This is a genomic window from Paenibacillus sp. sg306046 (assembly GCF_059821225.1).
Genome location: NZ_JCAMRT010000041.1, coordinates 1 through 21,948, shown reverse-complemented (window position 1 = coordinate 21,948; position 21,948 = coordinate 1). Strand labels below are relative to the sequence as shown.

At 57.5% G+C, this 21,948-nt stretch carries 20 protein-coding genes and 2 pseudogenes; 9 read left to right on the top strand and 13 right to left on the bottom strand.

Translation table 11 applies throughout. The annotated features are described in order from the left end of the window. Positions 1 to 255: 255 nt before the first annotated feature. Positions 256 to 1,005: an ABC transporter ATP-binding protein gene (locus AC6ROY_RS24470; RefSeq protein ID WP_500103179.1), complete on the top strand. Its 750-nt coding sequence runs from the start codon at positions 256 to 258 to the stop codon at positions 1,003 to 1,005. Beyond that, on the top strand, positions 1,002 to 2,231 hold the full coding sequence (locus tag AC6ROY_RS24465) for an ABC transporter permease (protein WP_500103178.1): 1,230 nt from the start codon (positions 1,002 to 1,004) through the stop codon (positions 2,229 to 2,231). Before AC6ROY_RS24470 ends, AC6ROY_RS24465 begins: the two co-directional genes overlap by 4 nt. Positions 2,232 to 2,510: 279 nt before the next feature. Here AC6ROY_RS24465 and AC6ROY_RS24460 read toward each other — a convergent pair whose 3' ends face one another. The 3 genes from AC6ROY_RS24460 to AC6ROY_RS24450 form a co-directional block, all read right to left on the bottom strand. Then, entirely contained in the window at positions 2,511 to 2,948 is a 438-nt protein-coding gene (locus tag AC6ROY_RS24460; protein ID WP_500103177.1) for a thiol-disulfide oxidoreductase DCC family protein, read from the bottom strand. Between the two features lie 80 nt (positions 2,949 to 3,028). Beyond that, complete coding sequence (locus AC6ROY_RS24455) at positions 3,029 to 3,823, bottom strand: alpha/beta fold hydrolase (RefSeq protein ID WP_500103176.1); 795 nt, start codon at positions 3,821 to 3,823, stop codon at positions 3,029 to 3,031. 127 nt (positions 3,824 to 3,950) lie between these two features. Continuing rightward, the gene (locus AC6ROY_RS24450) at positions 3,951 to 4,874 is read right to left on the bottom strand and encodes an S-layer homology domain-containing protein (protein ID WP_500103175.1); all 924 of its coding nucleotides are present in this window, start codon (positions 4,872 to 4,874) and stop codon (positions 3,951 to 3,953) included. Positions 4,875 to 5,024: 150 nt separating this feature from the next. Between AC6ROY_RS24450 and AC6ROY_RS24445 the strand changes: the two genes are divergently transcribed. Beyond that, positions 5,025 to 5,798, top strand: coding sequence for a TspO-related membrane protein (locus AC6ROY_RS24445; RefSeq protein ID WP_500103174.1), 774 nt, complete (start codon positions 5,025 to 5,027; stop codon positions 5,796 to 5,798). A gap of 187 nt (positions 5,799 to 5,985) precedes the next feature. On the opposite strand, the gene AC6ROY_RS24440 is transcribed toward AC6ROY_RS24445, so the two are convergent. After that, complete coding sequence (locus AC6ROY_RS24440) at positions 5,986 to 6,402, bottom strand: hypothetical protein (protein ID WP_500103173.1); 417 nt, start codon at positions 6,400 to 6,402, stop codon at positions 5,986 to 5,988. Positions 6,403 to 6,683: 281 nt separating this feature from the next. Between AC6ROY_RS24440 and AC6ROY_RS24435 the strand changes: the two genes are divergently transcribed. Continuing rightward, positions 6,684 to 7,499: an AAA family ATPase gene (locus tag AC6ROY_RS24435; RefSeq protein ID WP_500103172.1), complete on the top strand. Its 816-nt coding sequence runs from the start codon at positions 6,684 to 6,686 to the stop codon at positions 7,497 to 7,499. A gap of 265 nt (positions 7,500 to 7,764) precedes the next feature. Here AC6ROY_RS24435 and AC6ROY_RS24430 read toward each other — a convergent pair. The 3 genes and pseudogenes from AC6ROY_RS24430 to nirB all read right to left on the bottom strand — a co-directional run. After that, positions 7,765 to 8,538, bottom strand: a pseudogene (locus AC6ROY_RS24430) (formate/nitrite transporter family protein); the annotation flags it as partial. A gap of 108 nt (positions 8,539 to 8,646) precedes the next feature. Then, on the bottom strand, positions 8,647 to 9,102 hold the full coding sequence (gene nirD / locus AC6ROY_RS24425) for a nitrite reductase small subunit NirD (protein WP_500103171.1): 456 nt from the start codon (positions 9,100 to 9,102) through the stop codon (positions 8,647 to 8,649). 69 nt (positions 9,103 to 9,171) lie between these two features. After that, a complete protein-coding gene (nirB, locus tag AC6ROY_RS24420; RefSeq protein WP_500103170.1) occupies positions 9,172 to 11,628 on the bottom strand; it encodes a nitrite reductase large subunit NirB in 2,457 nt (818 codons plus the stop codon). 191 nt (positions 11,629 to 11,819) lie between these two features. Between nirB and AC6ROY_RS24415 the strand changes: the two genes are divergently transcribed. Then, positions 11,820 to 13,307 (top strand): CAP-associated domain-containing protein, encoded by a 1,488-nt coding sequence (locus tag AC6ROY_RS24415; protein WP_500103169.1) that lies wholly within the window; start codon positions 11,820 to 11,822, stop codon positions 13,305 to 13,307. A 119-nt stretch (positions 13,308 to 13,426) separates the two neighbouring features. Here the strand turns inward: AC6ROY_RS24415 and AC6ROY_RS24410 are convergent, their stop codons facing one another. The 5 genes from AC6ROY_RS24410 to AC6ROY_RS24390 all read right to left on the bottom strand — a co-directional run bounded on the left by AC6ROY_RS24410 (position 13,427) and on the right by AC6ROY_RS24390 (position 17,847). Next, positions 13,427 to 14,308, bottom strand: coding sequence for a metal-dependent hydrolase (locus AC6ROY_RS24410; RefSeq protein WP_500103168.1), 882 nt, complete (start codon positions 14,306 to 14,308; stop codon positions 13,427 to 13,429). 21 nt (positions 14,309 to 14,329) lie between these two features. After that, positions 14,330 to 16,204, bottom strand: coding sequence for an MHYT domain-containing protein (locus AC6ROY_RS24405; RefSeq protein WP_500103167.1), 1,875 nt, complete (start codon positions 16,202 to 16,204; stop codon positions 14,330 to 14,332). Positions 16,205 to 16,219: 15 nt separating this feature from the next. After that, positions 16,220 to 16,918 (bottom strand): AIM24 family protein, encoded by a 699-nt coding sequence (locus tag AC6ROY_RS24400; RefSeq protein ID WP_500103166.1) that lies wholly within the window; start codon positions 16,916 to 16,918, stop codon positions 16,220 to 16,222. Beyond that, the gene (locus AC6ROY_RS24395) at positions 16,915 to 17,427 is read right to left on the bottom strand and encodes a hypothetical protein (protein WP_500103165.1); all 513 of its coding nucleotides are present in this window, start codon (positions 17,425 to 17,427) and stop codon (positions 16,915 to 16,917) included. Before AC6ROY_RS24395 ends, AC6ROY_RS24400 begins: the two co-directional genes overlap by 4 nt. Positions 17,428 to 17,715: 288 nt before the next feature. Continuing rightward, the gene (locus tag AC6ROY_RS24390) at positions 17,716 to 17,847 is read right to left on the bottom strand and encodes a hypothetical protein (protein WP_500103164.1); all 132 of its coding nucleotides are present in this window, start codon (positions 17,845 to 17,847) and stop codon (positions 17,716 to 17,718) included. 264 nt (positions 17,848 to 18,111) lie between these two features. Between AC6ROY_RS24390 and AC6ROY_RS24385 the strand changes: the two genes are divergently transcribed. The 4 genes from AC6ROY_RS24385 (at position 18,112) to AC6ROY_RS24370 (ending at position 21,418) form a co-directional block, all read left to right on the top strand. Continuing rightward, entirely contained in the window at positions 18,112 to 19,143 is a 1,032-nt protein-coding gene (locus tag AC6ROY_RS24385) for an acyltransferase family protein (RefSeq protein WP_500103163.1), read from the top strand. Positions 19,144 to 19,258: 115 nt separating this feature from the next. Continuing rightward, positions 19,259 to 19,729, top strand: coding sequence for a ribonuclease H-like YkuK family protein (locus tag AC6ROY_RS24380; RefSeq protein WP_500103162.1), 471 nt, complete (start codon positions 19,259 to 19,261; stop codon positions 19,727 to 19,729). Positions 19,730 to 19,907: 178 nt separating this feature from the next. Continuing rightward, a complete protein-coding gene (locus tag AC6ROY_RS24375; RefSeq protein WP_500103161.1) occupies positions 19,908 to 20,492 on the top strand; it encodes a TetR/AcrR family transcriptional regulator in 585 nt (194 codons plus the stop codon). Positions 20,493 to 20,551: 59 nt separating this feature from the next. Then, complete coding sequence (locus AC6ROY_RS24370; RefSeq protein ID WP_500103160.1) at positions 20,552 to 21,418, top strand: NAD(P)-dependent oxidoreductase; 867 nt, start codon at positions 20,552 to 20,554, stop codon at positions 21,416 to 21,418. A gap of 197 nt (positions 21,419 to 21,615) precedes the next feature. Here AC6ROY_RS24370 and AC6ROY_RS24365 read toward each other — a convergent pair. Next, a pseudogene (locus AC6ROY_RS24365) lies at positions 21,616 to 21,948 on the bottom strand (alpha-L-rhamnosidase); the annotation flags it as partial.

Below are 21,948 nucleotides of genomic sequence, written 5' to 3'. Positions count from 1 at the left end.
GCCTGCGCTGTTCTCTCGAACGGCCGAGTTGTAATGTACCATATCTGATTTGGTTTTGCAAGAGCTTTATTTCGAACAATGAAATCGGAGAATGCCTGAGGCACTTTAGAGAGAACGCTGTACTAGACGTCCTGGCCGGAACCCCAGTTACCATTACTTGGCCTCCTGTTACTCGGCTTCATATATAGATGGAACGGCCCGTTTTTAATTTGGAAGCAAACGTTGTAAAATGTTACCTGAAAGGGGTGAGCAGCCATCGAAGCTTTATTACAAGTCGAACATCTCACAGGCGGCTACAGCAAGCAACGTCCTGTGCTGCACGATATCAGCTTTACAGTCAATGCCGGTGAAATGGTCGGTCTGATCGGTCTGAACGGCGCCGGCAAAAGCACAACGATCAAGCATATTCTCGGACTGATGGAATCCCATGCCGGGTTTGTACGGCTGGGGGGCCGGAAGCTCGCTGATGATCCGACGGCCTATCGCCGCACCTACGCTTATGTGCCGGAAACTCCATTGTTGTATGAAGAACTGACAGTGAAGGAGCATTTGGAGCTGGCCGCGATGGCTTACGGCCTGGACAGCGCTTCGTTCGAGAAACGCGCAGCCGCACTGCTGGAGGATTTCCAGATGACCCCGGCCCAAAACCGGCTCTCCGCGCACTTGTCCAAAGGCATGAAGCAAAAGGTCATGATCATGAGCGCCTTCCTCGTGAAACCGGACCTGTACATTATTGATGAGCCGTTTCTGGGGCTGGACCCGCTCGGTATACGTTCGCTGCTGGAGCTGATGGCGAAGGTGAAGGCGGCCGGAGCCGCTATTTTGATCAGCTCGCATATTTTATCCACCATAGAACGGTACGGGGACCGGTATGTTGTGCTTCATCACGGCCATCTGGTGGCATCGGGTAATCTGGACACTCTGCGTACACAAGCAAATATGCCGCAATCTTCGCTGGATGATGTGTTTTGCAGCCTGGTGACGCAGGATGTGGGGATGAAATGAGTGCGCCGGAACCGTCAAAGTTTGCCCCCGAGCAGAGGTGGAGCCAACGTGAGCGCGCATTTTTAACCGAAATCAGACCGTATATCGGGTATGCGCTGCAAACGATCTCGTTGCTCGTCGTGATCGGCATGCTCGCACTGACTTATCTGTACGGGAAAGTGCTTAGCCAGGCGCCGCCGGACTTCCCTTTCCGGGAAATTGTCATTGTGTTGATTACGCCGTTGATCGCGCTGAGTCCGATTCGTACGTACGTCAGGCAGCCGGATCTCGTCTTCTGGACGCCGCTCGAATCGGAGCTGCTGCGAGGATATATGAATCGGGCGGTCCAGCGGGCATTTGCCTGGCAAGCCTTCGGTCTGCTTGTTGCCTGGCTGGCGATCTGGCCCGCCTTTGCCTTTTCGGCCGGAGCAAAGCCCGGATTTTTGCACGCTTTGCTGGTGCTTGTTACGATGAAGCAAGTGTTTCTGCTCGTCCGCTGGAAGGAGCTGACGCTGCCTACCCGACTCGCTCGGCTAGGCTGGTCGCTCGCCCGCTGGCTGCTGGCCGGAGGGCTGACGTGCGCGCTGCTGCTGATGCGGCCTTGGGCCGGTACGCTGACTGTCGCCGTCGGCCTGCTTGCTTATTTGGCCCTGACACGCCTCCTGACAGGCAAAAACTTGCAATGGCTGCGGCTCCTTGATGCAGAGCGCCGCCACCGAAGCGGCATCTTGCGGCTGCTGAATCAATTTGTCGATGTAAGCGACTTACAGGGACGTCCGCAAGCTGTGCATGCGCCCCGGAAGCTGATGAAGCGGCTCGGCGGCTTTCGCTTTCAGGATTCCCATACGTACCGCTTTCTGTACAGCTATGTATGGCTGCGCTCGGATATTTTCGGTATTTCGCTGCGTCTCACCGGCTTGGGGATGCTGATTACGGCCTTAACGCGAGGCATGGTGGCGCCCCCGCTGCTCTTCCTTGTGTTTACAGCGCTGCTGGCGCTGCAATTGAAGGAGCTGGCGAAGGCTTACCGGCATTCGGACTGGTCTTTCATTTATCCGCTGCCCCTGCAGCTTCGCGTCAGGTCAGCCGCACATGTGATCAGACGCCTGCACGCTGTCTCCGTAGCGCTGCTCGCAATACCGCTGCTGTGGGCGCTGCCGGCGTTTTATATGGCTATCCCGCTGCTGGGAGCAGGCTGGGCGCTTACGTTTCTGCTGTGCCGCGTCCCGGCGGCGGACAAGCTGTAGCCGCTGCTGCGGACAGCCGTCTCGGATCGGGCAGCCACAAAGCTGCCGATCCGACCAGACTGACCGCACTTGCACCCAGAGTCGGGAGCTGGGCGGCCGGGCTCTTGATCCTGTGACCTGCCGGGCAGACCAACCTGAATGTCCGCAGCAAACCCAAAGACCGTTTACGGCACTGCTCGCCCTGGAGCAACGCCGCAAACGGTCTTTTTTCGGTGAAAGAGCTGCTTTCATAACGGGGATGTGGCAAAGAGCCATGGCGATTTCCTTGCACATAGCCGATCAGGCCCGATCCAGAAACCGTTCACGCACGTCTGGCCCTGGCAGCAGGCAGGCGTCTGTCCGGCCAAAAAAACGATAGCGATTGCGGGCAAAGCTCCGGTACACCCAGTCGCGCAGCGGACGCGGAACAACGATCGCCGCATACAGCAGCCGCCAAGCGCCGCCTAGCTCGCGCAGCACCCGCAGCCCGGCCGTCGAGCGTGTGTAGGCGCGGTCGCCGTCAATCAGCACAAACGTATCCGGGGTCGCGCCTCCCAGGCCGTGCTGCCGCAGCAGCGACTGTCCGGTCTCCGACTGAAGCGCTGCAAACCGAAATACGCCACGCCGATCCCGCGGCAAAATAAATTGCACCGCCCGCTGGCAAAAACCGCATATGCCGTCGTACAGCACGATCGGATGTGCGGCTGCGACAGCCTGTACAGGCTTCAGATTGGCCAAGCTGATCAACTCCCCTTCACTGATCTCTCACAGTTCCCGTCCTGGTCGGAGAACCAAATCTGACGTCTCCCGTCCGCTTTTTACGAAAAAGAAGCGACCCAGCCGACAATCGCAGCGGCCAGTTCCTTCGGCGTTTCGACCATGCCCACATGACCTGCTCCGGCCAACAGCTGCTGCGTCACCTGATCGCCCTGCACGACAAATGTCCGCTCCACCGGGATGATCTGATCATGCTCTCCGGCAACAAGCAGCAGAGGGAGCTCAGTTTGCCGCAATACCTCATTGCGATCTGGCCGTTCGCGCATTGCGCCCAGCATATGCACCGCTCCGTCCGGACTCGTGTGGGTTCCGATTTCCTTGGCCTTGCGCACAGCTTCCGGCATCGACGACAAGTTCGCGGGAGCAAACAGCTTGGGCACCAGTCCTTCGATAAAGGCGGGCAAGCCCTGCTCGCGGATCGTTTGCTGCCCCTTCAGACGTCCTTCCTTCCCCGCCTCGTTGTCCGGGAATGCGGTGGAGTGAATCAAACCGAAGGCACGCAGCTTATCCGCATGACGCTCCGCCAAGGCCAGTGTTACATAACCGCCCAAGGAATGTCCAAGCACGATGGCTTTTCCCGCGCCCAACTCGTCAATCAACGCGCCGACATCATCCGCAAGCTGATCGATCGTATAAGGTCCGGCAGGTGCGCCAGACTCGCCATGCCCGCGCAAATCAGGCACGATGACACGATAATGCGCGTCCAGCAGCGGGACAACCTCATCCCAATAAGCGCCGCTCCCGCAAAATCCATGCAGCAGCACCAGTGGCGCTCCTGATCCATGCTCCGTATACGCGAGGCTCCAGCCGCCTCGATCCGTCGCCCGTTTTCCCATCTGTATGAACCTCCCTCACCTGGCTCGTCGGCCATCATTTTCTACGTTTATTATACCCGATTTCGGCTCGCGCTGCGACCCGTTGACCAATCGACCAGGGCGTTCGGGCGGGCAGCCGCCGGCTGAACTAACGGTCTGCTGCCTGCTCGGCAACCGCCACATAACGCCTGGATACGTAGGTTACGGCCTGCGGCTCGGTAATTATTGTTGCGTTGATGCTGTCCGGCGCCGGATTGGTCAGCGTATACGTCACGATCGCCTGCTCCGCTTCGAAACGAATGGATGTGATCGCTATTCCGTAACCGGACGTCGGCTTTTTATCCCGGGACAGCACAATTTTGTTCACCTCTTCATTCACCTTCACCACCGTAAGCGAAACCTCTTCCTGAGGTGTCTGCGGCTTCGATGCCGGGGGCTTCGCCTGGCGCTCGACGAATTGTCTGGCCTGATACACCCACAGCGCAGCCTCGCCGCGAGTCACCGCCCGCTTCGGATGCAGCTTCCCGTCGTCTTCCGGCTTGATGATGCCATAAGAAGCGAGACGCTGCAGGCCGCTGAGCAGCTGCGGGTCAACCGACGTTTCATCGGCAAACGGCTGAATGGCCCCCGCTGCAGGGACGCTGCCTTGCGCATCCAGCGCATGGAGCAGCCAAGTGGCAAATTGCTCGCGCGTAACCTCCGCGCCCGGCTCGGCGTCCTTCGGAAGCGGCAAGCCATTGTAGTGAGCAATGATAAAGGCTTCTGCGTACCAGGCATCATTCGGGACACGGGTGAAATAATCAGAAGCCTCCGGTTTCTTAAAAAATTGCAAATGCCCAATATGCAAACCAAAGCCCTCCACCAGCATATGCACGCTTTGTTCCAGGCTGGCGGGCACTTGCAGCGAAAAATGCTTCGCATCCACGCCGCTCATCACGCCTTGCTGCTGCAAAGCCAGCACAGGAGCCTGCAGCTCCGTACCCACACCCTCAAACGCCAGCGCAGAGCCTGCTGTTACACTGACCGCTAAGCCCGCGGCTGCGGCGACCGCTGTCCATGTTCTCCATCTCATCCTGTTAACCCCTGCCTTCGTTAGACTAAACATCGGAATTTATGTACTCAAACGAAAATTTAGCTCCGAAGGTTGCAGTACGCGGCTGATTGCCTCGCATCGTCAGCGGGTAAATCACATATACTCCTAGCATGGAAAGGGGACTGGATCATGAATCATTTGCCCATTCGCATCCTGAATACACTCGGCTTCGTGCTTGTACTTGTGATGAACTGGCTGGCTAATGCTTTGCCGATCGGAGGCTATACAACCAAGGAGCTGTCCGACATGTTTCCGGTGCTCATCACGCCAGCCCCCTATGCTTTCTCGATCTGGGGACTGATCTACGCGCTGCTCGCCGGATATATCGTTGTCCAATGGCTGCCTAGGTATCAGCAGGATCAAGAGGTTGCCGGAGCGAATCCGTGGTTTTTGCTCAGCTGCCTGTTTAATACGGGCTGGATTTTGCTGTGGCATCATCTGTTTACGTTCGCCTCCGTATTTGCCATGCTTGGTCTGCTGTTCGCTCTGATCGGAGCCTACACGGGCACCCGTCCGTCAGGCTGGTCGGCGAAGCCGCTTGTCCGCTGGTTCGTGCAGCTGCCGTTCAGCATCTATCTCGGCTGGATTTCTGTCGCCACGATTGTCAATGTCACGATCGGACTGCATGTCGCCGGGTGGAACGGCTTCGGCTGGAGCCCGACTGTGTGGACGGTCATCCTCATCTTGGTCGGGCTGGCCTTGGGGCTGCTCATCAGCTGGAGCTTCCGTGACCCAGGCTATGCGCTTGCGGTCGGCTGGGGCTTGGCCGCTGTCGGCGTCGCCAATCCGGATAACGCCGCCATCGTCTACACCGCCTGGAGTGCGGCGGCGCTGCTGGCACTCAGCGCTGTCCTCATCTTACTCGCAGGCGATGATCGCATCGGCAAGCGGCTTAACGTGTAAGCAGCCGTGACATTTTATTACGAGGATATCCGCTTTAGCCGCCGCGTGCCTGCACCTGCCAAGAATCGCTGACGAATAGCGCCGCGAAAAACCCGCAGCCACCACCGTTCTGAACGGGAGCTGCGGGCCTGCTTTATTTTATCCGACACAGCCGAAAAACAATGATACCGTAGTTCTGCCACAAGCCTCAGGGCGTATCGTCCTCGCGCAGCACCGCCCCGCCGTTGCTGCGGATCAGCTCCACGATGGATGCGTAGTCGGCCGGCTGCACATGCGCGCTCAGCGCGTAGAAATAGTCACGGTCATCGCGGTCGTCCTGATCCGAATCATGGTCCATCCGGTCGGCTTCGCGCAGACCGACGAAAGCCGCCGCCGTTCCTGCCTGCACGCCCGAGCCCGCCGCCGTCTGAACACCGCCCGCCGCTCCTGCCGCTACAGCGCCGGAGCTTAAGGCAGCGCCAACCGGCAGCAGCAGCAAAGCGCGGCCCGACCCTTCGCCGATTTGCCCTACCTCCACTTGAGAAACCTGATACGTCTGCAGTCTGATGCGCACATGCTCGGCTTCACTTTCGTTATGAAAATAGGCTTGTATACGCTTGCTCATCGTGCATCACTCCTTGTAGGTTGAATAGGCTCTCCCTTTCTTTTACCCCAATCCCCCCATTTTTAAGCAAGCCTTCGTGCGGCCGCACACCAAAGCCACAGCCACGGCCAGCCCGAACTTGCAAAACAAAAAAGCTTCGTTATAATAAAATGTAACAATTACTATTAAATCAAGGATGATGATCAAGGCTAAAACATCAAAGCGAGCTGGCCCACAGAGGCCAGATACCAGGCTTTACGAAGCCAAGCTGGTAAGGTTAACATCCGAAGGAGATCAGCAGCATGAGCAAAAATAATGCAAATTCCCGGCTTCCCCGCGCCAAAGGGCTTGATATGGCCACCTGCTATACGCCCAAGGAATGCGCGAAAAAAGCGAAGCGAATTGTACTGCCGCCGATCAATCGGCAAATTGTGGAGGAATTCCTGACGATTCTCGGCATGAGGGACGCCTTTGAGCAATACGACGTGCCGGTGCCCAACAAAATTGTGATGTACGGACCGCCGGGCACGGGAAAAACGTTGACCGCGTTTTATCTCGCGCAACGTCTGGAGCTTCCGCTTATTGTGGTGCGGCTGGACGCCATTATCCATAGCTATCTGGGAGAGACAGGGAGCAACATCCGTAAAATCTTCGATTATGCGAAAGTGGCGCCCTGCGTCCTGTTTCTTGACGAATGCGATGCGGTCGCCAGAACCCGCGACAATAACGACGAAGTAAAAGAAATGTCGCGGGTCGTCAATACGCTGCTGCAATGTCTGGATGAATTTGAGGGCAGCAGTATTTTTATCGCGGCAACGAATTTGGAGGCCCAACTGGACAACGCGATCTGGCGCCGATTTGATACGAAAATGACATATGCCCTGCCGGATGAGGAGAGCCGAAATGCCTATATCGGCTTGCTGCTGGGAGACTTCGAGCTGGACGGCCCCGTTCATCAAACCGCCTCCGCGCTGCTGACGGGATGCAGCTTCGCCGATATGGAGCAAATTGTGCTCAAAGCAAAGCGGAAGGCGATCATCGAACGCCGCCCGCTTAATCAGGCGTACCTTGAGCTCGCCTATGCCGAATACCAGCCGCGGCCGGCAAGCGTGTGCTGATTCCCGCTTGGACGGCTGCCCGCGCTCCCTCTGGAGCCGGGTAGCGTGCTGCATATGCGCCCGCGGGTACGTCTCGCTCCTCCCCTTAGACCCGGGGCATCGCTGCAGGAGCCGTTCCTGCCGCTGTTGCGGGAGCCCCTGCTTTCGCTGCTGCGGGGGCCGTTGCTGTTGCTGTTGCTGGGGCAGCCGCTGTCGCTTCTTCCCCGACCGTGCCTGTCAGCTTCGCTGCGCCTCGGGCCGCCTCCTGTCCGCCCGTTTTCATCCGCTTGCGGCGAACCGGCGAAATCCACCAATAAACCGCCCCGACAAAAAACGCTCCCCCGACGATATTGCCAAGCGTCACCGGAATCATATTGTGAAACCAGCCGGCGAGATTGATCGTCTCGGGATGCGGCAGCGCCAGCGCCAGGCCAAGCACGGTCATGTTGGCGATGCTGTGCTCATAGCCGGAGGCAATGAAGCCGTACAACATCCACCAGATGAGCAGCAGGCGGGCCGGCTCGCTTTTGGCGCGCATCGACGTCCAGATGGCCAGACATACGAACCAGTTACATAAAATACCGCGGAAAAACAAGTAGCTGACCGGCAACGACATTTTTTTCGCCGCCGTCGTCATCAGCAGATGCTCCGGCGCAATGCCAGCGAACACACCCGAGCCGACAACAAGCCCGACCAGTACCATCGCGCCAAGCAAATTGCCGATATAACACCAGAACCAGTTGCGCAGCGTATCCTTCCAGGTCGTTGCGCCGGACATCGTGCTGATCGTATAATACATGTTATTTCCTGTAAACAGCTCCGAGCCCGCGAAAATAACAAGCGTCAGCGCGACCCCGAAGGACATCCCCATCACCATGGAGGTGAGCGGGGATTTAAGTGCAAACAACGGAGCGCCGACGGAAAAAATCAGCACAATGCCAAGCCCTACATACGCGCCAGCCAATCCGGCTGAGAGCACATAACGAAGCAAGCTTTGCTCCAGCCATTCCTTTTTCTTCATAGCGGATTGAATCATTGCTTCCACCGATTCCGTATACACGGCCATCATCCCGCTTTCTGTGAGCTCTATGACACGATTCGTTCAGCGACGCCTGAATTCCAGGTCGCCGCTTGAACGCCTTCCGCTTTAAGCCTTTACGCCTTACCTTTACGCCTGTGCGCCGGTCAGCCCCAGCTGCACCTGACCGTCCGCGCCGACCCGGACCGGGAACGTCCGCACTTCCCCCTTGTCCGGCGCCTGCACCTGTCCGTCCGCAAGCCCGATCTTCAAATCGCGCAGCGGGCAATATACGTAGGCGCCGCTGACCATGCCTTCCGTCAACGGACCGCCCTTGCGGTGCGGCGTGCGGTTTTCCAGCGCGTAGAGCCTGCCCTCCGTCGTATGGAATACAGCGATGTCCAGCCCGCCGATGCGCACCTCCCGCCCGAGCCTGAGCGGAAATTCCTCCATTCGTCCCACTGTTACATAATGAACAGGCTCCATTGCCGCTTCTCCGCTTGCTGAACTTGCTAGACCTGCTGCTGCACCTGCTGGTACACTTGTTGCTGCACTTGCCGCGCTTGCTGCATACAGCGCATTTGATGGATTTGCTGCGTTCGTCATTTGGGGTTCCTCCTTCGATTTTGCCGAGTAGGGCCGGGTACAGCAGCCTGCCGCTGCCTGGACCGCCTTCTAGGCTTTCAAAATCGGTTCATACAGCGCCGTCCGCAGCTCCGGATCATGCACAGCCGCCTGCCACGGATCTTCGACGGCCGCTAATGCCAGCTCGATCCGTTCATTTAACGCCCGGCGCTGCTCCGTGTCCTCCAGCACCGCCTGACGAATGGCGTCAAGCCCGGTCCGTTCCACCCAATCCGATGTCCGCTCCGCATAATTCGCCTGCTCCCGGTACAGCTGGATAAACGCTCCGCAAATGTCGCGCAGCTCCTCATCCGTCCGGACCTTGACGAGCAGGTCAGCCGCCCGCAGCTTGATGCCGCCGTTGCCGCCGACATAGATTTCCCACCCGCCGTCATTGCCAACGATGCCCAGATCCTTTGTGCCGGATTCGGCGCAGTTGCGCGGACAACCGTTAACCGCCATTTTGAACTTGGCCGGCATCCAGAGCCGTTCGTATTTACGCTCCAGCTCGATGCCCATGCCCATCGAATCCTGCGTGCCGAACCTGCAGAAGGTAGAGCCGACGCATGTTTTGACCGTACGCAACGCTTTGGCGTAGCCATAGCCGGACGGCATATCGAGATCCGCCCAGATCGCCGGAAGGTCCTCCTTGCGTACGCCGATGAGCGCAAGCCGCTGGCCGCCGGTCATTTTCACGGCCTGCACGTTGTATTTGTCCGCAGCATCCGCAATTTTCCGCAGCTGCTCCGCCGCCGTCAAGCCGCCATACATCCGCGGAATAACGCTGTAGGTGCCGTCCCTTTGAATGTTCGCATGCAGCCGTTCATTGACAAACCGTGAATCCCGCTCGTCTTCGTAAGCTGCCGCATAAACCATGCCGAGGTAATAGTTGACGGCAGGCCGGCACTTGGAGCATCCCTCCGGCTGCTCCCAGCCGAGTACATGCATGACCTCCTGCACATGGGACAGCCCTTTGTCGCGAATCGCCGCCACGATCTCATCCCGATTCAGGCGAGTGCAGCCGCAAATGCCCTGTTTAGCCGCCGCCGCTGCCGGATCGTAGGCCGTCCCGAGCGTCGCCTGGAGCAACTGCTCGACAAGCGGCTTGCAGCCGCCGCACGAGCGGGTAGCGCCTGTGCAAGCCTTGATTTCATCGACAGTCGTCAGCCCCTTCGTTCGGATTACATCGACAATCGCGCCCTTGGTGACGCCATTGCAGCCGCACACAATTTCCTCGTCGGTCATCGCTTCGACAGCGGAAGACTTGCCTGCTCCCTTCCCGCAGCAGCCGCCCGCATCCGGCCCTCCGAACAGCTCGCCGTAGATCGCGTCACTCATCGGCTCCCTGCTTTTCACCCATCGGGTCAGCTGCGGCGCATCGTTCACGTCACCGTACAAAATCGCGCCGACCAGCCGCCCTTCCTCCAGCAGCACCTTCTTGTACGTCCCGTTCCATTCATTGTGCAGCTTGAGCACCCGATGCTCCGGCCCTTCCTGAAACTGCCCGGTGGAAAAGACGTCAACGCCGGATATTTTCAGCTTCGTGCTGACGGTCGAGCCTTCATACGGCAGCGTCTCTACCCCGGCCAGCACACGGGCCAACGTCTGCCCCTGCTCGAACAACGGGGCGACCAGCCCGTAGCACACGCCGCGATGCTCACAGCATTCGCCGACCGCATACACGTCGGGCGCGCTGGTCCGCATGTAATCATCGACAAGAATGCCCCGGTTTACACGCAGGTCGCTTGCTTTGGCCAGCCCCACATTCGGCTTAATGCCCGCCGCCATCACAACCAGCCCGGCCGGGAGCAGACTGCCGTCAGCCAGCTCAAGCGCACTTACACGGCCATCCGTGCCACGCAGCGCGACCGTCTGGCTGCTGAGCCGGAACCGGATGCCCTGGCGCTCCAGCTCCTCCTTGAGCATCGCCGCTGCCGTCTCGTCAAGCTGCCGTTCCATCAGCCGGTCAACCAGATGGACAACTGTCACGTCCATGCCGAGCTTTGTCAGCCCTTTGGCCGCCTCCAATCCAAGCAGCCCGCCGCCGATGACTGCAGCATGCTTGTTTGTCGCCGACGCCGCAATCATCGCTTCACAGTCCGCAATATCGCGGAAGCCGACAACTCCGGTCAGCTCCGCGCCCGGAATCGGCAGCACAAACGGCTTGGACCCCGTCGCCAAAATCAACGTGTCATAGCCTTCACATTCACCATCCGCTGTAAATACCCGCTTGGCTTCCGTGTCGATGTACGCGATCGACCGGCCGGTATGCAGCACTATGTCGTGCTCCTCATACCAGGCGCGCTCATTCAAAATAATTTCCTCAATGGACTTGCTGCCCTCCAGCACGTAAGAAAGCTGAATCCGGTTATAGTTCGGATATGGCTCCTCGCCATACACGGTGATGTCATAATAGCGGCTCAGCTTCAGCAGCTGCTCCAACGCATTCACGCCGGCCATCCCGTTGCCGACCAAAATCAGCTTGTTTCTGCCTGTCGTGTCGCCCATATCGATCCCTCCAGTAACGATTTCGTACTCTCATCATACCCGTTTAACCGCCAATAGTATGTGAAAGATGTCACATTCGCAAAGTTATCGAGCTCTCCATGCAACTGCCCGCGAAGAACTTCCGTTAAATCTGCGCCCACATATCGCGGAAATCGAACGAATACCCTATTATAGAGATGAAGGAGGCTTTTATGACGATCCAATCCAAACCATTTATCACCTATGCCGCCACTGCGCTGCTCGCTCTTACACTTACTTTACCGTCGATGTCCACAGCCGTCGCCGCTACCGGCTTCAAGGATACCTCCCGCCACTGGGGGGCGGCCGCCATCGCCTGGGCTGTCGAGCAAAAGCTCGTGGACGGCTACGAGGACGGCACCTTCCGGCCGGACCGCAACGTATCGGAGCCGGAGTTTCTGGCTATGCTGCTGCGTGCTTATCCTCGCGGCGTTGCTGCCGCCGTTCCGGGCGCGCCCTGGTACCAGCGCTATTACGATACGGCGGAGGCAAACCATTGGACCGTGCTCGATTCGCCGGATGCCGCCTCGTATCATCGCGGTGCTGTGGCGCAGCTGATAGCATCCACGCAGCAAGGTACGCTTAGCTTGCACGATGCCGTCGCTTACTTGCTGGAGTCCGGCTTATCCCAGGGCAAGACGGCGGCCACGGTCGAGGGCTACCAGGCTGCGGACGGGCTGTCGCGAGCTGAAGCTGTGCAGTTTCTGATGAATATGAAAACGAAGGTGGCGCAGCTGCAAGCCGCTCCGCTCACGCCCGCCGTGAAACCGGCCAGCTCGAACTCGGGCCAGGATGAAGCTGCGCAAAACGCAGCCGTCTCGGTTCGCGGCGTCTCACTCGGCCAATCTGCGGGTCAGGTTACCGCCAAGCTGGGCCAGCCGGACCGTCAGGATGCGTCGGAGTACGGCTTTACGTGGTACATTTACAACAGCAACTATGCCAGCTACGCGCAAATCGGGATTGCCGGAGACCGCGTCGTGGCCCTTTATTCCCCGTCAGATAACTGGCATACGGACCGGGCCATTCAGGACGGCGTCGCCCGAAGTACAGTCGAGCGCCAATACGGGCAGCCGCTTGCATACATCCAGAAGGGCAACACCCGGTACATGATCGGCGACCAGCAGGACGAATACAGCACGTATGAGATCGACGGAGCTTATGTGACTTTTTTCTACGATCAGCACCGGGACAACGTGGTCACAGGCGTGCAGGTGATCGGCGGAGCGACGGAGCAGGCGATGGCGTCCCTGTACCCGCAGGAAAATGAAGCGCTCCGGCAAGCCTATGAGCTGGAATCGTTCGACCTCGCCAACGCCGCCCGGGTCAAGCTTGGACTTGCCCCGCTGGCCTGGGCCCAGGACGCCTCGGCCACAGCTCGCGAGCATAGCGCGGATATGGCGTCGCTCCGTTATTTCGACCATACGGGCAAGGACGGACGCAGCCCGTTCGACCGGATGGAGCAGGACGGCATCGCCTTCCGCGCCGCTTCGGAAAATATCGCAGCCGGACAGTCGAGCGCCATCTTCGCCCATCACGGCTGGATGAACTCGGCCGGCCACCGGGCCAACCTGCTTGGGGAGACAAGCCGTCTCGGCGTTGGCGTCGCCTTCGGCGGCAAGCTGCACGTGTATTACACGCAAAACTTTTATACCCCTTTCTGATCCTTCCCGCCAGATGACGAAAAAAACCTGAACCCCGCTTTAGCTTCGCGGAGGTTCAGGTTTTTTTGCGGCTTTTGCGTTTTTTTGCGGCTTGTTGCGGCCATCATGGAGCTGTGCAGCTACTTGTCGATAAATTCAAACAGGAAGGACTGTCCGTTGCGGTAAAAACGCGGATCATAGATGCCAAGCTGCTTGTCATCATTGATAATGACGACAAACGGCGACCATTCCGTCAACGTTTTGGCAGCCGGGTTCGCCGCAAACAGCTGCTCCAGATCGGTGCCCTCCTGCGACTGCAGCGTAGCGACCGGCTGGAGCCCTGTCCAGATCGTCCCCTTGGTCAGCTCAACCTGCGCGCCCGACTTGCCGATCACGGTAAACACGCCCGGCACGAAGTCGGCGGACAGCGCCACCTGCTCGTACTGGCCGGATACCTGCTTGTACATCGCGTAGCCCTGCGCCGACTGGACCGCTACATGCAGCGCAAGCAGCAGCCAGACGATCTGGTACACGCGATGCGCCGACCAGCCGGCGCCGTTGCGTTTCCTCCTGCTGCGGGCCCAGAGCCAGCCTCCCAGCATAATGACCCAGAACGTCAGATCGACAATCGGAATTGTGCCGAACGTGACGCGGATCGTCGAGAAGGGCTCCAGATAGCCGGTGCCCCATGCATTAAATAAATCACTTGTATCGTGAATAAACACAGCCAATGTGCCGATTCCGAAAAACAGCCATCCCTTCGCTCCCCAAATCCAGCGGGCCAACAGCGCCAGCAGCGCCGACCACACCGGGACAAGAAAGAGGGAATGCGTCAGCCCCCGATGCCACATCTGGTAACGGCCCGCCGTGTCCCACCAGGACGAGATCACATCAATATCGGGAATCTGCGAGCCCGCCACTGTCGTGAACAGCAGCGCCTGCTTTTCTCTACGGCTCAGCGCCGACTTCGGAACAGCTCCATACAGAGTAAGTCCAAATAACGTATGCGTAATCGTATCCAAAGTGCCTAAGCCTCCCGGTTTCTACACCGTCACCGCCAGGCGATCCTCCACGGTGCGGACCACAATTGTAAAGGTGATTTCCGTTCCCGCCCCCGGCTCCGACCGGACCTGGATCGTGCCGTCCATCATTTCGACCAGACGCTTACAGATCGCAAGTCCGAGGCCGGAACCGCCATGCTTGCGCGCCGAAGCCGCATGCTGATGAAACGGCTGAAACAAATAGGGCATGTACGACTCCGGGATGCCGGTACCGGTATCCTTGACCGTACACAACAGCTGCAGCCGGTCTTCCTCCTGCTTCAGCTGACGAATCCGGATGTCCACTCCGCCCTGCTCGGTGAACTTGACCGCATTGCCGATCAGATTGATTAAAATTTGCCGAATGCGCCCCTCGTCCCCGACCAGCAGCTCGGGCAGCGCCGGATCAAGCTTCCAATGAATCGTCAAGCTGCGCTGCCGGATTTCCGGGATAAAGAGCTGCAGCATATCCTCCATCGTCCGCTGCAGACTGAACGGGTCCTGGTGCAGCTGAACCTTGTCGTGCTCCAGCTTGGAGAAATCCAGCACCTCGTTGATCACGCGCAGCAAAGCACGGCCGCTTTTCACCATAATGTGTACATATTCCTGCTGCTCTTCGGTCAGCTGCGTCTCCTGCAGCAATTCGCTCATCCCGAGCACCCCGTTCAGCGGCGTGCGGATTTCATGGCTCATAATCGCCAGAAACTCGCTTTTCATCCGGGCGGCCTGCTCAGCCTCCTGCTTCGCCTCCAGCAGCTGCTTCTCCGCGCGCTTCCGCTCGGTGACGTCCTTGGATATCGTATAAACATCGACGATTTTGCCGGCAGCGACCATCGGAACAATCGTCGTGCTCAGCATAATTTCATGCCCGCGTCTATGGCGCATAGCAAATTCGACGGTTTGCGGCGAGCCCTGCAGCGCCTTGGCAAAGCAGCCTCGTATTTTATAGCTGTCCCGGCGGCTGACGAACTGGGAAAACGGCCGTCCCGCATAGCTGCCTGCCTCATAACCGGTTATGCGCTCTGCCGCCGGATTGGTCCGCAGCAGCCGTCCATGAACATCGAACAGGCATACCATATCCGGATTATGCTCGAAAATGGAATCGTAACGCTGCTTGTTCCACGCCGCCAGACTTTGCGCGAACCTCCGGTCCAAAAATTGGCTGAGCGCAATCAGCAGCAAGCCGAGCAGCGCCGCCGCCCCGATCCAGCGAACCAGTCGCAAATCGTCGGTTTGAGCCGTCAGCTCCGGCTGGTACAACTCGGCTGCAATGGAGAAATGCGCCGCCAGCATGCCCGTATAATGCATCCCGGCCACGGCTGCGCCAAGCGCAACCGCCCCCTTGATCCGCTGAAACACCGTCACCGGACGTCCGGAGCGGCGATGACGCGCTGACATCACAAGCACCATAAAAGACAACCCGCACGCGATCAGCACCGACAGCGCAACGAGATACGGGTTATAGGACAGCTGGGCCGCCGTCCGCATGCCGCCCATGCCGACATAATGCATGCCTGCGATCGCCGCGCCGATCAGAGCGCCGCCGCCTGCGAATTTGCCTACGGACAACGAGTCGCTGGCAACAACCGCCATCGCCGCCCAGGACGCTCCCATCGGCAGCAGCAGCGACAGGGCGAGAAATAACGGATCGTAGCTTACCGGAATCGGCATCCGAAACGCCAGCATTCCGATAAAATGGGTGGACCATATGCCTGTGCCCATCGTCACGGCCCCCAGCAGCATCCAGGCGGCCCTGGCTTTGCCCTGAAAGGACCAGACACGCTCGGTCAGCCCCAAGGAAGCATAGGCGGCAACGACGGCAACAAGCAAGGACAAAGCAACTAACGGGAAGCTGTACGTTCCATGCAGGTGTTCCATTCGTTCACCTCGGTTTCACTTGATGAAAACGCCGCCAAACGGCAGCGCTTCCCTGAGCACACGGCGAAGCAACGTATCCTGACGCAAGCCTGCTTCGAATTGGCGGTCTCGCGGGGTCGGCTGCAGCAGCACCTTGCCTCGGCCCCGCAGCTCCCAGTGGTAATTCATCTGCTGGCTCGCCAATGGATTGCCGTATACGGCCAGGCGCATCTCGGCCTGCTCCGGGAATGCGACCAGACAGCCCGCATCCACATACACCGGACGGTCCGGCGCAAGCGTCAGCTCGCACAGCGGCCCTGCGGAAACAAGCCCCAGCAGCCCGCCCCCGGCAAACTTCATGCGCACCCAGTCCTGCGTAATAAGCGCCTGCTTGATGCGCTGAAAGCGGCTTTCCAGCTGCAGCTGTCCGTCATAGAGCAGGACGTGCCGGATGTCAAACAACAGATCGCTATGTACCGGCAGCTCTACTGCCTTGAATTGAAAGCCCGCCGGAACGCCGAGCACAAACGTAGCCGGACCGCTCAGCCGCGACTCGATCCAGCGCTTTTTCCGGTACATGCCTGATAAATTCAGCAGCCGGTCCTCGCGTCCGTGGGCAGGGCCCTCAAACGCAATAATTCGCGAGGGATGCAGCACATGGGCGGCTTCCCCGGCATCGAGCCGAATCGTCGCCGCTTGTCCGTCCGCAGCCGAGCCTTCGAGCCGCGCGTTCATTCCGGCCCCCGCGTCACGCCGCTGCGCGCCCGCCGCCACAGCACGAACCGGAACAGCCGGGTCAAGGCGAAATAAAGCAGCGCCAGCGCTCCCGCGGTCAACGCCGTCCACGCAATTTGCCGGTTCCGCACCGCCTGCGCCTGACGCGCCTCCTCCAGCTGTACAAGCGTACGCTGCAGCTGATCGTTGCGGCCCCGCAGCTCTTCATTCTCGCGAAGCAGCTTGTCCTGCGTCTCCTGAAACCGTTTCGCGGCTTCCTCCGACCGGGCCATCGTGTCAGCCATCTGCTCACGTGTCTGCTCCAGCTGCTGCACCGTGTCCCGGTATTGCTCCTGCAGTTGTCCGAGCTGTTCCGGCATGCCGTATATATCTTTAATCCGGTCGATCACGCCTGCGTTCGCACCGGCTCCGGGCAGGGCCAGCAGCAGCGCCAGACTAAGCGAGCCGATCCGAATGCCCGCACCCGCCTTCAGCCGGGCCGAATGCCATCTGTTTCCCCATGCGCGCATGCCAGTCCCTCCCCCGAGGACGAACAGCAGCCAGCCGGACGTCCTTATGTTGTGTTCTCTTTATTGTACAGGCTATCCCGCCAAATTGAAACTCCAGCGCCGGACAGAACCGGAGAGAAGACCGCCGCAAACTGGCTGCGAAAGCGGAAAAACTGCGATTCCCGCTGCCGCTGGCAGCCAAGAAACCGCAGTTCCTGAATTCGGTATCACCCTATCAAATGCCGGTCGCCTTATACAGTCCCGGCTGCAGCATGTCAGGAAGCACTCAAGCCAGTTCTCATCCGGCGCTCAGAGCAGATGCAGACGGTATACATAATCGAAAGCCGAGCCAACCCAGCGCATCCAGCCAATGAAGGCCATCCAGAGGGGGATACTTAACATCACTCCAAAAAGCAACCCTACCGACAATCTGCCTTCCATGGCCCCAAGCCTCCTTTGTCTGCGTTTCCTGCTCCTGATGTGATTCGCCGGGCGTCTGGCGACGCCTGTGCCGAGACTTGCAGGAAACGTGCGCTAAACAGGTTACCTCTTCGTCTATTATATGATGAAAGCGCTGTTTTTTGCACTTTATTTTTCAGAATTTTTCGAAATTCGTCCACTTGTGAAAGTGATCACATGATTCTGGGTGTTGAAGTCGTATACTGTCCGTGAACCAAACAATCTTTAGGAAAGCTGGGATTTTGCATGCTCACCCGCAGCCTGAACGCTGACCCCTATTTTCTGAATACCCGGTTTATGCTGATTGTACTTGTCGTGATCGGCAATCTGCTCGTCCCGCTGATGGCCGCGTCTCCCGAAGCCGCGACCATTGTAACCGGCATCTTTATGTTTCATATGCCTGTTTTTGTGCTGGTCACCGGCTACTTCTCCAGAACGTTCCCGCAGCATCCGAAGCCTGCAGACGTGCTGCTGAAAATCGCCTGCCAATACGTGCTGTTTCAGAGCGCCTACTCCGCGCTGGACTACGCCTTCTTCCATACATCCGGCGTCGTTTATTCATTTTGGGCGCCGTACTGGATGCTCTGGTTTTTGTTCAGCCACCTGTGCTGGAAGCTGCTGCTTTTGTTGTTTTGCCGCTTGAAGCATCCGCTGGTCGCGGCTTTCCTGCTTGGCTTGGGAGCCGGGTATTTACCGGTTGACGGCATGTGGCTGAGCCTCAGCCGAACGTTTGTGTTTTTCCCCTTCTTTCTGATCGGCTATTATATCCGGCCGGACCTGCTGCTGCGGGCGAGAAGCCATCGCCTTGTGCGGATCTTGTCGTCAGTCGTGCTGTCGGCGGCATTCGTTTTGATCGGCGCAGGCATGCTCCGCTTGCCGTTCGGCTGGCTTACGTCCGCTCAGACGTACGGCGACCTCCAGCATGCGGAATGGTATGCTGCGCTTTACCGCTTGGGCATGTACGGCTTGCAGACCGTCACGGCGGCGGCGTTTATGATGCTGCAATCTGAACGCAGCGGCAAGCTGACCGAGCTGGGCAGCCGGACCTTGTTTGTATTTCTATTGCACGGCCTATGCCTCAAGCTGCTGGCCGCAGCGGGCATTTACCAGCTAGCCGGAAACAGCCTCCTGCTCGTTCTGCTGCTGACCGCACTCGCTGTAGCGCTGACCTTGCTCCTGTCCCATCGGCGGATCGCAGCCGCGACCCATGCCTTCATCGACCCGGAGCCTGCCCGCTGGCTGACCAAGCTGAAGCCTGTGCTGCGGCGGGCACACTAAGCTCACTAAGGCCGCTCCGAGCGGGAAACGAGGCGGAAACTTTAAACTATTTTCACCGTTTCTGGAGTAAACTAAAGATGTGGCTTATCATCTGCCGAAAGGAGTGGATTCACTCATGTTCGTAAGCCCCAGCAAAGGTCATGTCACGCTGGAAGCGATGATTATGGATCTGCACGCCTACGTGCGAACCGATCCGGCTTCCACCTACAAGATCGTCATCGGCACCGACTCTCACACGACCCGTCGCTCCACCACCCTCGTCACCGCCCTGATCATCCACCGGATTGGCCGGGGCGCCCGTTTCTTCTACCGTAAAACAAGCAGCCGTCCCTTGTTTGATCTCCGTACCCGCATTTACAAAGAAACCGAGCTGAGCCTCGAACTTGTCGATCTGCTGAACCGCCGAGGCATGGGCGATCTGCTCGCCGAATGGCCGCTCGAAATCCATATCGACATCGGCCAGCAAGGAGAAACCAAAGCGCTGATTCATGAAATTTGCGGCTGGGTCACCTCTGTCGGCTATGAAACGCGCATCAAGCCGGACAGCTTCGGCGCCAGCTCAGTCGCAGACCGGTTCGCGGAATAAGGCTCCGCCTGCAACAACGGGAGCGACAAGGTCAGGCTCCTGTCACTTGCTTGTGTGCAAGCAACGGATTTCCAGCCATTAACCGGGCGCCATCTGCTTTCGGCGGTTGGTAATCCGGTTTTGCGCTTTGAATCTGGACTGTTCGTTCCAAATATAGTAGTCTTGTTATATAAGGGAGGTGCTTTCCATCGCGAGGACAAAAGAGTTTAATGAATCTCAAGCGCTCCACCAAGCCATGCTATTGTTTTGGAAAAAAGGCTATGAGGCAACAAGTATTCCAGATTTGCTGCAAGTTATGGGCATCAGCCGATCCAGTCTTTATGATACTTTTTCCGACAAGCAAGCTTTATACGTGGCTGCGCTGGAGCACTACAAAAATGTTAGCTTCAATAAACGAGGCATTCTTGAACGGGCTTCGAGCGTAAGAACAGGCATTCGGCAGTTTTTTGAGCACCATATTACATCCGCGTACGATACCAGCCTACCCGGCGGATGTTTTGTAACGAACGCAGCCATGACATTACAATCACCAGATGCGAAACTAGATGAATTGATCCGAACCAGCTTCTTACATCTAGAGCAAGCTTTTCATAAACTTCTGGAAAAAGGCCAACAAACAGGCGAAATTGATAAAAGCACAGATGTCAAAACATTGTCCTACTTATTGTTGAATTTACATCACAGCATAAATGTCATGTCCAGAGTAGATCACGACCAGCAGCGTACAATCGACATGATGAATCTTGTCATTGAAAAGATATAATTTTTTTGCTAATTTCGGAACGATCGTTCCACTATAGAATAGAAACGGAGATGCCATTAATGAAAATAACGTTTATCGGGCTTGGAAATATGGGAATGCCAATGGCACAAAATTTGTTGAACGCTGGTTATGAATTAATCATTTACAATCGTACCTATGACAAAGCGAAGCCCTTGATTGAGCAGGGAGCACGATTTGCTTCTACACCGCTAGAGGCAGCAAGAGAAAGCGATCTGGTCATGACTATGCTTTCTGACGATACCGCTATGGAAGAAGTCGTTATGGGACCGAATGGAATACTGGCTGGAATGCCCGAAGAAGGAATTCACATATCCGCGAGTACGATAAGTGTAAAGCTTGCTCAGAAATTATCAGCCGCTCATGCAGATAAAAAGCAATACTTTGTATCTGCTACAGTTTTGGGGCGCCCGGATGCCGCTAAAGCAACTGCATTGCGCATCATTTTGGCAGGCTCTAAGCAAGCCAGACAACGGGTAACTCCTGTATTGGCAGCATTGGGACAAGAAATATTCGAGATTGGGGATCGTCCCGAGGAAGGAAATGCCGTTAAAATAGGAGTGAATTTTTTAATAGCTTCCATGTTAGAAGCCTTGTCAGAAGCACATCTACTGGTAGAAAAGTATGGCGTCGAGCCTACTCGTTTTATGGAGGTCGTGAATAGTCTTTTTCAATCTCCCGTCTATCAGAATTATGGCATGATCATGACAGAGGAGCGTTTTGAACCGGCAGGCTTTAAACTGAAGCTGGGAATGAAGGATGTTGAACTGGCTATGATGGCTGCTCAGTCCGTTCAATCCCCCCTGCCTTTGGGCAAGCTGATCCACAATCATATGACCGAAGGAATGGCCCGTGGTTATGGTGACATGGATTGGACAGCTTTGATTCGTTGTTTAAGATCTTCTTAAAAAATCCGAACAACCCTCAGGAAAGGTTCCTGAACGTCATTCGGATTTTTATTCATAACCTTCTGGCTGCTACNGGTTATGGTGACATGGATTGGACAGCTTTGATTCGTTGTTTAAGATCTTCTTAAAAAATCCGAACAACCCTCAGGAAAGGTTCCTGAACGTCATTCGGATTTTTATTCATAACCTTCTGGCTGCTACAGCGCCGCAAGCTCCGTCAATATACGCTCCAAAGCCTCGGGAGACACGCGCAGCATGGCGTTTTCGCCGATCTGCTGGAGCGAGAAGCCCTTGGCGATATTTCGCGGGGCGCCGTTCACGAGCATCGGCGCGTGGCGGCCGACAATTTCGGTGGCCCGCTCATCCATCAGCAGCTCGCTCAGCTTCGTTTTGAGGCTGTAGCGCTCCTGGAACAACCCGGCGTTTTCGTAGGCGAAGACGTAGACGCCGGAGCCTACCTCAAGCTTGAGCCCTCCCGCCGTTTCCTCCGCCGCGCGAATGCCGTCCGGACGCTCCGCCGCAGCCGCGAT